10 protein-coding genes are annotated in these 15048 nt (G+C 59.0%); 4 read left to right on the plus strand and 6 right to left on the minus strand.

The window, feature by feature from the left end:
- The first annotated feature begins 15 nt into the window (after positions 1 to 15).
- Both PU624_RS18285 and PU624_RS18290 read left to right on the plus strand, forming a co-directional pair.
- Entirely contained in the window at positions 16 to 828 is an 813-nt protein-coding gene (locus tag PU624_RS18285) for an inositol monophosphatase family protein (RefSeq protein WP_283546104.1), read from the plus strand.
- Positions 829 to 2085, plus strand: a complete 1257-nt coding sequence (locus PU624_RS18290; protein WP_283546105.1) for a histidine-type phosphatase — start codon at positions 829 to 831, stop codon at positions 2083 to 2085.
- Between the two features lie 518 nt (positions 2086 to 2603).
- Here the strand turns inward: PU624_RS18290 and proY are convergent.
- From proY to phoB, 6 genes are all read right to left on the minus strand, one after another.
- Positions 2604 to 3956, minus strand: a complete 1353-nt coding sequence (gene proY / locus PU624_RS18295) for a proline-specific permease ProY (protein ID WP_283546106.1) — start codon at positions 3954 to 3956, stop codon at positions 2604 to 2606.
- 70 nt (positions 3957 to 4026) lie between these two features.
- Positions 4027 to 5346, minus strand: a complete 1320-nt coding sequence (gene brnQ, locus PU624_RS18300) for a branched-chain amino acid transporter carrier protein BrnQ (RefSeq protein WP_283546107.1) — start codon at positions 5344 to 5346, stop codon at positions 4027 to 4029.
- A gap of 391 nt (positions 5347 to 5737) precedes the next feature.
- Entirely contained in the window at positions 5738 to 6844 is a 1107-nt protein-coding gene (locus PU624_RS18305; protein WP_283546108.1) for a cobalamin-independent methionine synthase II family protein, read from the minus strand.
- A 163-nt stretch (positions 6845 to 7007) separates the two neighbouring features.
- Positions 7008 to 7928, minus strand: coding sequence for a PstS family phosphate ABC transporter substrate-binding protein (locus PU624_RS18310; RefSeq protein WP_283546109.1), 921 nt, complete (start codon positions 7926 to 7928; stop codon positions 7008 to 7010).
- A gap of 19 nt (positions 7929 to 7947) precedes the next feature.
- Positions 7948 to 9261: a phosphate regulon sensor histidine kinase PhoR gene (phoR, locus tag PU624_RS18315; RefSeq protein WP_283546110.1), complete on the minus strand. Its 1314-nt coding sequence runs from the start codon at positions 9259 to 9261 to the stop codon at positions 7948 to 7950.
- Positions 9262 to 9275: 14 nt separating this feature from the next.
- Positions 9276 to 9965, minus strand: a complete 690-nt coding sequence (phoB, locus tag PU624_RS18320) for a phosphate response regulator transcription factor PhoB (RefSeq protein WP_003852491.1) — start codon at positions 9963 to 9965, stop codon at positions 9276 to 9278.
- Positions 9966 to 10162: 197 nt separating this feature from the next.
- On the opposite strand from phoB, the gene sbcD reads away from it, so the two are divergent.
- Both sbcD and PU624_RS18330 read left to right on the plus strand, forming a co-directional pair.
- On the plus strand, positions 10163 to 11362 hold the full coding sequence (gene sbcD, locus PU624_RS18325; RefSeq protein ID WP_283546111.1) for an exonuclease subunit SbcD: 1200 nt from the start codon (positions 10163 to 10165) through the stop codon (positions 11360 to 11362).
- Positions 11359 to 15033, plus strand: a complete 3675-nt coding sequence (locus PU624_RS18330) for an AAA family ATPase (protein ID WP_283546112.1) — start codon at positions 11359 to 11361, stop codon at positions 15031 to 15033. Before sbcD ends, PU624_RS18330 begins: the two co-directional genes overlap by 4 nt.
- The last annotated feature ends 15 nt before the right edge of the window (positions 15034 to 15048 follow it).

The raw sequence follows: 15048 nt of genomic DNA on the forward strand, positions 1-15048 counted from the left end.
ACATAAGAGGAAAAGATGTCATCCGCTTCGCATTCTGAAATAGACGCGCGTTATCGTTACGCCTGCGACATCGCCCGTGCGGCGGGCAGCCGGGCCTTATCATGGTATCAGCAGCGTCAGACACTGGTCGTGGAACACAAAAGGGATTTGCAGGATATGGTCAGCGAGGCTGATCGAAACGTTGAAGCATTAATTAAGTCGTTAATTGCTGAGCGTTTTCCTGAGGATGCCGTCTATGGTGAAGAGAGTGGCGGCGAGGTTGAGGGCATGCCTTTTATCTGGGTCGTCGATCCGATCGATGGCACCGCCTGCTTCGTCAACGGGCTGCCGAACTGGTGCGTCTCGCTGGCGGTGGTCTGTAATGGCGAACCGGTGATCGGCGTAGTCTGCGATCCCAATCATCAGGAGCTGTTTCACGCACGAACAGGCCAGGGCGCGTGGGTTAACGAGAGCCGTCTGCAGGTTCATGATGCTGAGCATCTCAACGAGGGTTTGCTCGGCATCAGCAACTCCAGCCGGACGCCGGGCGAAAGCACCTCGCGCCTCATTAGCGGCTTAATGGAACAGGGTGGTATGTTTATTCGCATCGGTTCTGGCGCGCTGACCAGCGCCTGGGCAGCGGCCGGACGACTGATAGGCTACTACGAAGCGCATATGCATCCATGGGATAGTCTGCCGGGCATCGTCCTGATGCGTGAAGCCGGCGGTGTCACCAATGATTATCTGCGAAACGAAGGACTGAAAAACGGCAACCCGGTGTTGCTGGCAAATGCGGCCCTTTATCCAAAAATTAAAGCGCTGACCGGTAATCGCGCTCTGGAGGAGTAAATGACTCTGCCTGTCCTGTTCCGCTGTGCACTGATCCTCAGTTCTCTCTGGCTGCTAAGCCCGGCGTCACAGGCGGCGGATTACCAGCTGGAGAAAGTGGTCGAACTGAGCCGTCACGGCGTACGTCCGCCCACACCCGGCAACCGCAAAGAGATTGAGGCCGCCAGCCAGCGCCCCTGGACGCAGTGGACTACGGCCGATGGTGAGCTTACCGGGCACGGCTACAGCGCCGTGGTGAATAAAGGACGCTGGGAAGGCGAGCACTATCGCCAGCTCGGCCTGCTGAACGCGGGCTGCCCTGACGCGGCCCAGGTCTATGTGCGTGCCAGTCCGCTGCAGCGCACCCGCGCCACGGCGGCGGCGCTGACGGACGGGGCATTTCCCGGCTGCGGCGTGACGGTGCATCACGTGGCGGGCGATGTCGATCCCCTGTTTCAGACGGAAAAGCTGACGGCTACCCAGATCGATCCCGCTCAGGAGCTGGCCGCGAAACAGCAGAAAGCGGGCAACCTGGCGCAGCTGCAACAGCAGCTTCAACCGGCAATCCGGCAGTTAAAAGCCGCCGTCTGCCCGGCCGCAACAGAGTGCCCCTTATTTGATGCGCCCTGGGCGTTCCGGCAGACCCGCAATGGCAACACTTACGTTTACGGGCTGAGTGTGATGGCAAGCATGGTGGAGACGCTGCGACTGGGTTACAGCGAAAACCTGCCCTTTGATCAGCTCGCCTGGGGACACATCACCTCGGCCGCGCAGATCACCTCGCTGCTGCCACTGCTGACCGCAAACTACGATCTCAGCAATGATGTCCTCTATCAGGCACAGCGCCGTGGCTCAATATTGCTCAACACCCTGCTGGAGGAGGTTGCTTCTGAAAGCTCGCCGACCCGCTGGCTGATTCTGGTGGCGCATGACACCAACATTGCGATGGTGCGCACCCTGATGGACTTTAGCTGGCAGTTACCCGGCTATTCACGCGGCAACATTCCGCCAGGCAGCAGTCTGGTGCTGGAGCGCTGGCGCGACACCCACAGCGGCAAACGTTTTTTGCGGATCTATTTTCAGGCGCAGAGTCTGGATGGGATCCGTCAGCTGCAGCCGATCGATGATAAACATCCATTATTACGTCAGGAATGGCATCAGCCCGACTGCAGAGTCACCGATGTCGGTCTGCTCTGCCCTTATCAATCTACGCTGACTCAGCTGCGAAAAAACCTGGATAACAGCGCTGTGCTGCCGGTTTCGGTTATATTGCCCTGAGTCTGTGGCTAATCAAATTAAGGCCGCAGCCGCAATGCGGCCTTAATAATGTTAACCGCTGTTAATTAACGCCATTCCGACCTTTTCTTATTTAATTCTCCTGACTATCAGCGCCACGCAATTTGTTTTACGATAGTCCCGTCAATCATCCCTTTATTAACTATTTTCCTGTAATCCTTGAGTATTTCGGCGACTGGTTTCGCCGTTTTTTATTTCTGCCTTCCTGACTTTTTAACTCCCAGCGCCCATGTGGCCGCCCGCTCTCTCGCCCGAAGCTCCATTGTGTCCATTTTCCCGGTGATCCTCTTCAGCGATATTTCTGCTATTTGAAATAATCATTCCCGCAATTATTTTCTGAAATAATGTGATGCATGATCTTATTTCGCAGACAGGAAATTAGCGTCGGATAAAAGGACAAGGTGTTGTGGCGAGGATCACACAAATAATCAGAGACGGGGAAAAACAGAAGGGAATAGCGTGCTCTGCTCCCCCATAAATCGGGAGAGCAGAACAGGAGATTAGCGGGTTTTACGAACCAGCTTATAGCCCAGCAGCAGCACCACAATCCACACCATACCAACATAGAGTGAAATGCGGGTATCGGGGAAATAACCAATCAGCCCGATAATAAAGCAGAGGAAGGCCACGCCGACACCGGCAGTCAAACTGCCGCCTGGCAGCGCAAACTGCAGCTTACCCGCCGCCTCTTTGCCAATTTTGCGACGGAACGCAATCTGCGACAGCAGAATCATGATCCAGACCCACACCGTCGCAAAGGTCGCCAGCGAGGCGATCACCAGGAAGACTTTTTCCGGCATCAGGTAGTTGAGATACACCGCGATCAGCATGGCGAACATCATCACTACCACCGTCACCCAGGGAATCCCGCGCGACGAAACCTTCATGAAGACCTTCGGAGCATGCCCCTGCTGCGCCATCCCGTGCAGCATGCGGCCCACGCCAAACACATCGCTGTTAATTGCCGAGAGTGACGCGGTCAGCACCACGAAATTGAGAATAGAGGCAGCTGCTGCGATCCCCAGATGCTGGAAGGTCAACACGAACGGACTGCCCGAGGTGCCAACCTGATTCCACGGATAGATCGACATAATCACAAACAGCGTGCCGACGTAGAACACCAGAATACGCCACGGCACTGAGTTGATTGCACGCGGAATCGACTTCTCCGGGTCTTTCGCTTCACCGGCAGTGATACCGATGATTTCGATGCCGCCATAGGCGAACATCACCATCTGCAGCGACAGCAGCATGCCGACCACGCCGTGGGCGAAGAAGCCGCCGTTGGTCCACAGATTATGGATGCCGGTCGGCTGACCGCCGTTGCCGAGTCCCCAGATGATCATGCCGAAACCGGCCAGAATCATCACGATGATGGTGGCGACTTTGAAGAAGGAGAACCAGAACTCCACTTCGCCGAACACCTTCACGCTCATCAGATTGACGGCACCGATAATCAGCACCACGCTCAGCACCCAAATCCAGTGCGGCACCTCGGGGAACCAGACGCCCATGTAAATGCCGAACGCGGTGACATCCGCAATCGCCACAATCAGGATTTCAAAACAGTAGGTCCAGCCGGTGATGTAACCCGCCATCGGCCCAAGATAGTCCTGCGCATAGCGTGAGAAGGAGCTGGCCTGAGGATTGTTAACGGACATCTCACCCAGCGCGCGCATGATGATGTAAGCCACTGCCCCGCCGATGATATAGGCGAGCAGCACGCTCGGTCCGGCCATTTTTATCGCGTCGGCGGAACCGTAAAACAGCCCGGTGCCAATCGCCGATCCCAGCGCCATAAAGCGGATGTGGCGCGTGCTCAGTCCGCGTTTGAGCTTGTTGGTTTCTTGCATAACAACCTGTACCTGTGAAATGAAAAAACCACGGGCAAGCCCGTGGTTAAAGAAAAATCAGTGCGCTCTGTTACGAGTGAACGGCAACCTGTTCCGGTCCTTTCACCCGATCCACAACAGCGGCAATCAGCAGCATGACCAGCGACGGCGGCAACCAGGCAAGACCCTGATCGGCCAGCGGCAGATTCTGACTGAAAGCGGGCAGCAAATCTTTAAACCCGGTGGTTTTAATCGCATCAACAATGCCAAACAGCAGGCTGACCAGCATGGCTGGTGCGACAATCCGGCTGCTCTTGTTCCACCAGTTAAGGGTGAAACTGAGCACCACCAGCACGATACAAGGCGGATAAATCGCCGTCAGTACCGGGATGGAAATCTGAATCAGGTGGCTCAGGCCGAGGTTCGACACCACCATCGAGAACAGACCCAGAATAAACACCAGCGTTTTATACGATAACGGCAGGTATTGCGCAAAAAATTCCGCACAGGCACAGGTCAGGCCCACGGCAGTAACCATACAGGCGACGAAGATCAGCGCGGCCAGGAAGAAGCTGCCCATGTTGCCGAAGGTGTGCTGAACATAGGCATGCAGAATCGCTGCGCCGTTGGCGTTTTGATCCACCAGCGCACCGCTGCCCGCGCCCAGTTTAAACAGGCAGAGGTAGACCAGCGTCAGGCCCAGACCGGCGATCAAGCCAGCCAGAACGGTATAACGGGTCAGCAGCGCGGCATTATCGACGCCACGCGAACGGGCGGCGTTAACAATTACGATGCCAAAGACCAGCGCGCCCAGCGTATCCATGGTCAGATAACCGTTAACGAACCCACTGGAGAAGGCCGCACGCTGATAATCCGCGGTTGCCGGAATGGTCCCGCCTGCGGGCCAGACCAGTGCAGCCACGCCCAGTACGGTCAGCGCGATAATTTTTAGTGGCGCAAGGAAGTGCCCTACCGTGTCGAGCAGCTTCCCCGGATAGAGCGACACGCCAATCACCAGCGCGAAATAGATCAGGCTATAGATAAACAGCGGCAACTCGCCATCACCGGTCAGCGGCGCAATACCCATCTCAAACGAGACGGTTGCCGTGCGCGGGGTGGCAAACAGGGGGCCGACAGCCAGATAGCACACGGTGGCCAGCACGATGCCAGCGACCTTGCCAATCGGGGTGCTGAGCGCATCCACGCCACCGCCGACGCGGGCCAGCGCGATCACGGTCATTACCGGCAAACCGACGGCGGTAATCAGAAAACCAATCGCGGCAGTCCAGACGTGCTGGCCAGACTGAATACCAACCATTGGCGGGAAAATGATGTTACCCGCACCAACAAACAGGGCGAATGTCATAAAGCCCAGCGCGAGAATGTCCTTCGAATTTAAACGATGTGTCATACGGCCTGTCACTGATGTTGCGGTGGAAGTTGGGTTAGTGTTGTCCCCTCGCTGCGTATAAACCGCGAGCTGGCTGACAATGTCAGCGCATTATGCTCATCGCAGGGTAAAGCGCAGGTGATTTAAGCTGCTTTTATTCTGTTCACAGAGGGATGGATCGACAACGGCGCTAAGTAAAACGTTTATAGCGGTGAAAGGCAATACGGGATCGGAAAACCAGAAGGTTATACCACCATTTTTTCAAAAGGCAGTGGATAGCGTTAATATTTGCAGCAGGCACACAAGATGATGTGCCTAAATAGTAAACAGAGCGTGAGAAATCCCCGCATAAACGGGCCCGAAGATACACAAAAGGCGCGTTTTACGCGCCTGTCTGCACAACGTTACAGCACTACCAGACCTGATTCGCGATATCGACGACCAGGCGAATCTTCTGCCACTGCTGCGCTTCGCTCAGGCTGTTGCCTTCTTCGGTTGACGCAAAGCCGCACTGTGGGCTGAGGCAGATCTGATCCAGACTGACATACTGCGACGCCTCTTCCAGCCGGGTTTTCACCTGCGCCGGATCTTCCAGCTCACCTACCTTGGTGGTGATCAGGCCCAGCACCACCTGCTGATGACCCGGTTTAATGTATCGCAGTGGCTCAAAGCCGCCGGAACGGGCGTTGTCATACTCCAGGAAGAACGCATCCACGTTGACGCTGCCGAACAGGATCTCTGCCACCGGGCCGTAGCCACCCTCAGAGATCCACGTTGAGCGAAAGTTTCCGCGACAGACATGCAGACCCACAGTCAGATCGGCAGGTTTATCCTCCAGCGCTTTATTCAGCACCAGGGCGTAAGTCTGTGCCAGCTGATCCGGATCGTCGCCGCGAGCGCGGATATCGCGCTTCTGATCTTCCGAGCAGAGGTAAGCCCACACGGTGTCATCCAGCTGCAGATAGCGGCAGCCCGCGTCATAAAACGCCTTAATCGCCGCTTTATAGGTCTGCGCCAGATCGTCAAAGTAGTCCGCCAGATCGGGATAGACCTCCGAATCGATTACTTTGCGGCCACCGCGGAAGTGCAGCACGCTGGGGCTGGGAATCGTCATCTTCGGCACCGCATCACCGGCAATACTCTGCAGGAAGCGGAAATGCGCCAGCATCGGGTGATCCGCCGGGAAACCGAGTTTGCTCACCACTTTCACGCCATGCGCTTTGGTCTGCACGCCATTGAACTGGATGCCCTGCTCCGCTTCATAGCTTTCTACACCGTCAAGGCCATAGAAGAAGTCGAAGTGCCACCAGCCGCGACGAAACTCGCCGTCAGTGACCACTTTCAGGCCATTTTCACGCTGCTTCGCCACCACATCGCGAATCGCATCATCTTCAACCTGCTTCAGGGCAGCCGCATCAATCTCTCCGGCAGCAAACTGTTCACGCGCCTGCTTAATCGCAGCGGGACGCAGGAAGCTGCCAACGGTATCGGCACGGAACGGGGCGGTTTCTCTTTGCATGATCACTCCTGTCTCTCCTGCCGGTAATGACGGCAGGAAATAATTGCATCCTGATATAAATAGCCATCTGGATGGCTACATGTCTGGGCACAGAGTGGCATGCGCCGCGCTCATCTGCAACTGAAGAAAATTCAGCGATGATGAAAAAAATTCAACTTCGGGATTAGCGCAGCGCGGCGCGCGCCTGCGCCATCTGGCTGTCTGAGAGCGGCAGATAGCCGGCTTCGCTGACCCGACGCTGTCCTTGTGGAGAGAGCACCTGCTGCAGAAACGCGGCGACCAGCGGTTGCAGCGGTTTGCCCGGCGCTTTATTGACATACAGATAGAGCGGACGCGCCCAGGGATAGCGGCCGCTGCGGATGGCATCCGCATCCGGAGCAATCGCCTGGCCCTGATCGTTCATCACCGCCAGCATTTTTACGCCGCTGAGATGAAAGCCAAAACTGGCGTAGCCGATGCTGCGCGCATTACCGGCCACCGCCTGCACCACTGCGGCCGAGCCAGGAAACTCCGCCACGTCGCTGCGGAAATCGCCTTTGCACAGCACCTGCTGTTTGAAGAAACCCCAGGTGCCGGAGGCGGAGTTACGGCCATAGCGCTGAATGGGGCGTTTGTTCCACTGCGCGCCGGTTAAACCGAGATCGCCCCAGCGCAGCGGCACGCTATGTACGCCACACAGGCGGGTAATAGAGAAGATGGCGTCGAGCTGACGCGGTTCAATCTGCTGCAGCGGATTGCGCTGATTCACCACCACCACCAGGGCATCCATTGCTACCGGCACCGCCAGCGGCGGATAGCCGTAGCGCGCCTCAAACGCCTGCCGTTCATCGGCCTGCATCGGGCGGCTCATCGGCCCGAGCTGTGCGGCGCCTGCCGCCAGCGCGGTGGGCGCGGTAGACGAACCGGAGGCCTGAACCTGCACATTCACGCCCGGTGCCTGGCGACTGAAATCTTCGCCCCACAGGGTCATGAGATAGCCGAGGGTATCGGATCCGACGCTGCTGAGATTGCCGGAGAGTGTGCCGGGCTGGGCCAGAGCCAGGCCCGGCAGCAGAGAGACGATCAACAAAAGAAGGAGGCGCATCAGGGAGATCCGGCAGCGATTAATGAACGGCATTCTCCTGCATCACGCTGCTGACAATCAACCTTGCGGGGAGCGTAAAGGTAAAACAGGTCTCTTTATGCGGCACGCTGGTGATATCCAGCCGCGCGTTATGGTGGCTCAGGGCATGTTTCACAATCGCCAGCCCCAGTCCGCTGCCGCCGGTGGCGCGCGAACGCGCTTTATCGACGCGGTAGAAACGCTCGGTGAGACGCGGAATATGTTCTAAGGCGATACCCGGCCCGTTATCGCACACCCGGAAGGTGGCACCCTGTTTGCCGCGCAGCCAGCTGATATCGATGCGGGTGCCGTCCGGCGTATGATTCACCGCGTTGTAAACCAGATTGGAGATGGCGCTGCGCAGCTGTTCATCGTTGCCGAACACTTTCAGATGGGGATCGGTGTGGAAATGGATATCGTGACGACCGCCACTCAGCGTCGCCGCCTCATGCTGCAGCAGCTTCAGCATCACCGGCACATCGACCTTCTCTTTCAGATCGATCGCCGGTGCGGCTTCGATGCGCGACAGCGTCAGCAGCTGTTTCACCAGGCTGTCCATGCGGCGGGTCTGCTCCGACATCGTGTGCAGCGCTTTGCTGCGCGAAGGCTCGCTCATCACCGAGTCGTTCATCATCTCCAGATAGCCCTGCAGCACCGTGAGCGGTGTGCGTAACTCATGGCTGACGTTGGCAAAGAAGTTGCGGCGTGCCCCTTCCAGCTGATGCATCTGCGTTACGTCACGCGCCACCAGCAGCCACTGCCCCTCGCTGTAGGGCATGACGCGAAATTCCATATGAAGTTTGTTATTCAGCACCAGCGTCAGCGGCTTGTCGAAATCGCGCTGGCGCAGATAGCGGGAGAACTCCGGATACCGCAGCAAATTGAGGATGTTCTGGCCATTATCTTCCGGCCAGCGCAGACCCAGGTGCTGCTGCGCCAGGCCGTTACACCAGAAAATGGTGCCCTCTTCCGTGGTCAGGATCACCGCATCCGGCAGCGACTCGGCACCGCTGCGGAAACGCTTAATCAGATTACCGAGTTCACGCCGCCGACGCCGGTTGCGCAGCTGCATCTGGTAAAGACCATAAAACAGCGGCTCCCAGCTGGCACGCCCGGTCGGTGGCGTCATGGTGCGGTCGAGCCACAGCCAGTGCGACAGCCGCATCAGATTGTGGAAATGCCATAACAGCACGATGACCACGCTCAGCAGCAGCCACCAGGGCAAGCCGCCAAACAGCAGGCCCAGCAGCGCCGCAGGCAGACAGGCCAGCAGCAGTTCTGTCAGTAATCTCTTCCAGGAGAGGCGTTCCAGCACGGTAAAGGCTCCGTTTAGTAGCGGGCAGAGAAACGATACCCTGTTCCACGGACGGTTTGTACCATGCGATCGTGGCCGGAGACTTCCAGCGCTTTACGTAAACGGCGAATGTGAACATCGACAGTGCGATCTTCCACATATACATTGGTGCCCCAGACGTGGTTCAGCAGCTGTTCGCGGCTGTAAACGCGTTCCGGGTGAGTCATAAAGAAGTGCAGCAGCTTATATTCGGTAGGGCCCATCTCCAGCGGCGTGGTTTCGGACATCACGCGATGTGAGGAGGGATCCAGACTCAGTCCCTGCATCTCAATCACCTCTTCCACTGCCATCGGCGAAATACGGCGCATCACCGCTTTAATCCGCGCCATCAGCTCTTTGGGTGAGAACGGCTTGGTAATGTAATCGTCGGCGCCCACTTCCAGGCCGCGCACCCGATCTTCCTCTTCACCGCGCGCAGTAAGCATCATCACCGGAATATCGCGGGTCATCGCCTCGCGTTTCAGATGTTTGATAAACTGAATGCCGCTGCCACCGGGTAACATCCAGTCCAGTAAAATCAGATCGGGCCAGGGTTCAATCAGCTTGCCAACGGCGCTGTCATAATCTTCCGCCTCGATTGGCTGATAGTCGTTCTGCTCCAGAACAAAACACAACATTTCACGGATGGGGGCTTCATCCTCCACAACCAAAATGCGCTTAGCCATTATTACTCCTGCTGATTATGACGGCTGTCACTGAGATTCGCGGCGCCATTATGCGTCAGATTTGTGACACTTTTATGAAAAACATAACCTGCCTGTAACGCCGTTGGTAATCATTTATGACAGCGCAGCGACAATTTTTTGCTTTGGCGGCAGAGCCAGTATAATCGCCGGGCGAATCACAACGGCAGGGACTCATCATGCGCATCATTCATACTGCGGACTGGCATCTGGGGCAGTTCTTTTACAACAAAAGTCGGGCAGCCGAACATCAGGCGTTTCTCGACTGGCTGTTGATCCAGATTGAACAGCATCAGGTGGATGCGTTGATTATTGCAGGCGATCTGTTTGATACCGGCACGCCGCCCAGCTACGCCCGCGAGATGTTTAACCGCTTTGTGGTGGCGCTGCAGCCCACCGGCTGTCAGCTGATTGTGCTGGCGGGAAACCACGATTCCGTGGCGACGCTGAATGAGTCGCGCGAGCTGCTCGCCTGTCTCAACACCCGGGTGATCGCCACCCCGCAGGAGCAGGAAGATGTGCTGCTGCTCAGCACCCGTCAGGGTGAACCGGGCGCGCTGCTGTGCGCCATTCCCTATCTGCGGCCGCGCGACATCCTGCGCAGCCGGGCAGGTCAGTCGGGACGCGACAAACAGACTTCGCTGCTGGAGGCCATTGCCCATCACTATCAGCAGCGTTTCGCCGCCGCCCAGGCGCTGGACTATGCGCTGCCGATTATCGCCACCGGTCATCTCACCACCGTCGGCGTCAGCCAGAGCGATTCGGTGCGCGACATCTATATCGGCACGCTGGATGCCTTTCCGGCCAGCGCCTTTCCGGCGGCGGATTATATTGCGCTGGGCCATATTCACCGCGCCCAGCGCGTCGCGGGCAGCGAGCATATCCGCTACAGCGGCTCGCCGATTCCACTGAGCTTTGATGAGCTGGGCACCGAAAAGAGCGTCTTCCTGCTGGAGCTGGCGGCCAGCGGCCTGCAATCGGTCACGCCGCTGGTCGTGCCGCAGTCGCAACCCATGCAGGTGCTGAAAGGATCGCTGGCGCAGATTGCGGCGCAGTTAACCGCCTTCAGCACGACAGAGCAGGAGAAGCCGACCTGGCTCGATATCGAAGTCACTACCCAGGAGTACCTCAGCGATCTGCAGCGCCAGGTCGAAACCCTGACCGCCACGCTGCCGGTCGAAGTCCTGCTGCTGCGCCGCAGCCGTGAACAGCGGCAGCAGAGCCTGGCGCGCCTCGACAACGAGACCCTGAGTGAACTGAAGGTGGAGGAGGTCTTTGCCCGCCGGCTGGCGCTGGATGAGGAGCTGCAACCGGCGCAAATCGACGAGATGACCACCCTGTTCCGCCAGACGCTGGCCGCCATGGAAGAGACCCAATGAAGATCCTCACGCTACGGTTCAAAAACCTCAACGCCCTGCGCGGTGAATGGTTCATCGACTTCCGCGCCGAGCCTTTTGCCAGCAACGGCCTGTTCGCTATAACCGGGGCCACCGGGGCCGGTAAAACCACCCTGCTGGACGCGATCTGCCTGGCCCTCTATCACCAGACGCCGCGCCTGGGCGCCATTTCCCAGAGCCAGAATGCGCTGATGACCCGCGACTGCGCCGAATGTCTGGCGGAAGTCGAATTTGAGATCAAAGGCGAAGCCTGGCGGGCCTTCTGGAGCCAGAACCGTGCGCGCGGCACCGCCGACGGCAAGCTGCAGGCACCGCGCGTTGAGCTGGCACGCTGCGCCGACAACCTCATTGTTGCCGATAAAGTCGGTGACAAGCTGAAGATGATCGAAACCCTCTCCGGGCTTGATTTCGAACGCTTTACCCGCTCGATGATGCTGTCACAGGGCCAGTTTGCCGCCTTCCTCAACGCCAAAGCCAGTGAGCGCGCCGAACTGCTGGAGGAGCTGACCGGCACCGAAATTTACGGCCTGATTTCCGCCGCTATCTACGAGCGCCACAAAGAGGCAAAAACCCAGCTGGATCTGCTGCGCAGCCAGGCGGGTGCGATGGCGCTGCTGGAGAGCGACGCGCGCGATGCGCTGCATCAGCAGCTCACCGATCTGACCGACGCGGAACAGCAGCTCAGCGCCCACTATCAACAGGCGCAGCAACAGCAACAGTGGCAGCAGCAGGCGCAGCAGCTACAGCAGGAGAGTGAGCAGGCTGAAGCGGCACTACAGCAGGCCCACGCCGCATCGCAGGCGGCAGAGACGGATCGCCAGCGGCTGGCTCGCAGCGAACCGGCTGAAAAGCTGCGGGTCAGACTGCAGCAGCGCGACGCGTTGCGCACCGAACAGCAGCAGGTTGAGAGCCGCTGTCAGCAGCTTACCGCGGCGGCGCAGCAGGCGCAGAACCAACAGCAGCAGCATCAGCAGAATTACGCCGCCAGCCAGACGGCTCGCCAGCAGGCGCTGCAGGAACAGCAGCAGCAGGAGAACCTGCTGACGGAACAGGTGCTGCCGCTGGATCAGCGAATCAGTACGTTGCAGCAGCACCTTGCGGAGCAGCAGCAGGAGAACAGCCGTCTCCAGCAGCATGCCCGCCAGACACAGGCCAGCCTGACGGAGCAGAAACGGCAGGTCACGGCCTGGCAGCAGGCGATGGCTGAACAGCATCGGTTACGTGAGCAGCTTGCCGATCTGGCGCACTGGGGGGCTTCACTGCCGGTATGGCAGGAGAACTTTTCCCTGCTGGCACAGCGTGAGGCGACGCTGGCGGGACTGACACAGCAATGCGAACAGCAGCAGCAACAGATCGACGCGCAGCGGGCGAAACAGCAACAGCAGGCACAGCAGGCACAACCGCGCCAGCTGGCAGAGCAACAGGCCCGCCAGGCGCTGTTGCAGGCGGAGCAGGCGCTTACTTCGCTTCATGAACAGCATCCACCTGCTGCACTGCGGCAGGCATTAAGCCAGCTGCAGAGCAGCCGTCCGGCGCGTCAGCAACTGCTGCTGCTCTCAACGCAGTGGCAGCCGCTGCACCAGCAGCTGGGCCAGCGCCAGCAGCGGCTCACTGCGCTGGAAAAAGCGCATCAGCAGAGTGAAGCGGAACTCCAGAGCCTGCGCGAGACGTGGAAACGCGAAAAGCAGCAGCTGGATGACGTCGAAAAAATCTGTGCGCTGGAGCAGCAGATTGTCGCTCTCAGCGATTATCGCGCCCGGCTCACCGCCGATCAGCCCTGCCCGCTGTGCGGCTCCTGCACCCATCCCGCCGTCGAGGCCTACAGCACACTGGAAGTGAGTGCTAACCAGCAGCGCCGGGCGGCCCTGCAACAGCAGACAGACGCGTTGCGCGAAGCGGGCACGGCAAAAGGCGAACAGCTGAAGCAGTCCCTGGTGCAGCAGCAGACCCTGCGCGATGAAATCGTCGAGACGCAGCGTCAGCTCGACCAGCTTGAGCAGCAATGGCAGGGGCTGAGCGGTGAGCTGGCACTTACCTTCTCCATCGCCGATCGTGAGGCGTTAGCCGCGTGGCAGCAGCAGCAAAACGAACGTGAAAGCCAGCTTGAGCAGCAGCGCCAGGCACAGGAAGCTGCCGAACAGGCGCGTCAGGCCGCGAAAGATCACCATCTTCAGCAGTCGCAGGCCTGGCAGCAACATCTGCAGGAAGAGCAACTGGCGCAGCAGTCGCTGACCAGCCTGCAGCAGGCGCTGGATGCGCTGCAGCAGCGTCAGCAGCAGGAACAGCAGGCCATGGCGCAATTGCAGAGTCGTCTGGCGCAGCAGTTCAGCGACCACAACCTGACGTTACCGGATGCCGCCGATCGCGATACCTGGCTGGCGGAACAGCAGCGGCGCTGGCAGCGCTGGCAGGAGAGTGAGCAATTGCTCGCTAACCTGCAGCCGCAGCTGTTAAAAGGTGAAACCCAGCTCACCGCCCTGCAACAGCAGGCAGAGCAGGAACAGCAGCAGCTCGCGACCCGTCAACAGCAGCAACAGCAGAGCCAGACACAGCTCAACGAAATGCGTCGTGCCCGTCTGGCGCTGTTTGGCGATCGCGAGGTCACTCTCGCCCGTCAGCAGATGCAGGCCCGCGTTCAGCAGTCAGATGAACAGCTGGCGCAGCAGCTCACTGCCCTGCAGCAGGCGCAGGCCGAGGTCAGTCGCCTGCAGGGTGAGCTGTCGGGGCTGGACAATCAGCGGCAGACGCTCAGCGGCAAACTGGCTGAGGCGGAAAGCGCCCTGCAGCAGACACTGGAGAGCGCCGGATTCGCGGATGAAGCCAGCCTGCGCGCGGCGCTGCTGGATGAGCAGACCGCGCTGCAACTGCGTCAGCAGCTGCAGCAGCTCGATCAGCAATGCCAGCAGCAGCAGGCCCGTCTGACAGATCTGCGTCAGCGGCTCAGTACCCATCAGCAGGCGAAACCCGACGCGATGCCGGAATCCGCAGACGCACTGGCGCAGCAGCTGGAACAGTTACGGCTGGCGCTGCGCGACAACGCCAGTCAGCAGGGTCAGATTCAGCAGCAGCTGCACAGCGATGCCAGCCTGCGTGCGCGGCAGCAGAGCCTGATGACGCAGATTGAACAGGATGTTGTGGTGCTGGCACAGTGGAGTCGGCTCAACGACCTGATCGGCTCCGCAACCGGCGATAAATTCCGGCGCTTCGCCCAGGGCTTAACGCTGGATCACCTGGTGGCGCTCGCAAACCGTCAGCTCGATCGGCTGCATGGCCGTTATCTGCTGCAGCGCCGGGCGCAGGATCTGCTGGAGCTGGATGTGGTGGATACCTGGCAGGCCGATGCGGCGCGCGATACCCGAACGCTGTCAGGTGGCGAGAGCTTCCTGGTGAGTCTGGCGCTGGCGCTGGCGTTATCGGATCTGGTCAGCCATAAAACGCGCATCGAATCGCTGTTTCTGGATGAGGGGTTCGGCACGCTGGATGCTCAGACGCTGGACACCGCGCTGGATGCCCTGGACGCGCTTAACGCCAGCGGCAAAACCATCGGGGTGATTAGCCATGTGGAAGCGATGAAAGAGCGCATCCCGGTGCAGATCAAAGTGCGCAAAATGAATGGATTAGGTTACAGCCAGCTGGAACTGCCGCAGGGATAACGGGCGCCAGAGCGC

The sequence above is a fragment of the Pantoea sp. Lij88 genome, from assembly GCF_030062155.1.
Lineage (GTDB): Bacteria > Pseudomonadota > Gammaproteobacteria > Enterobacterales > Enterobacteriaceae > Pantoea.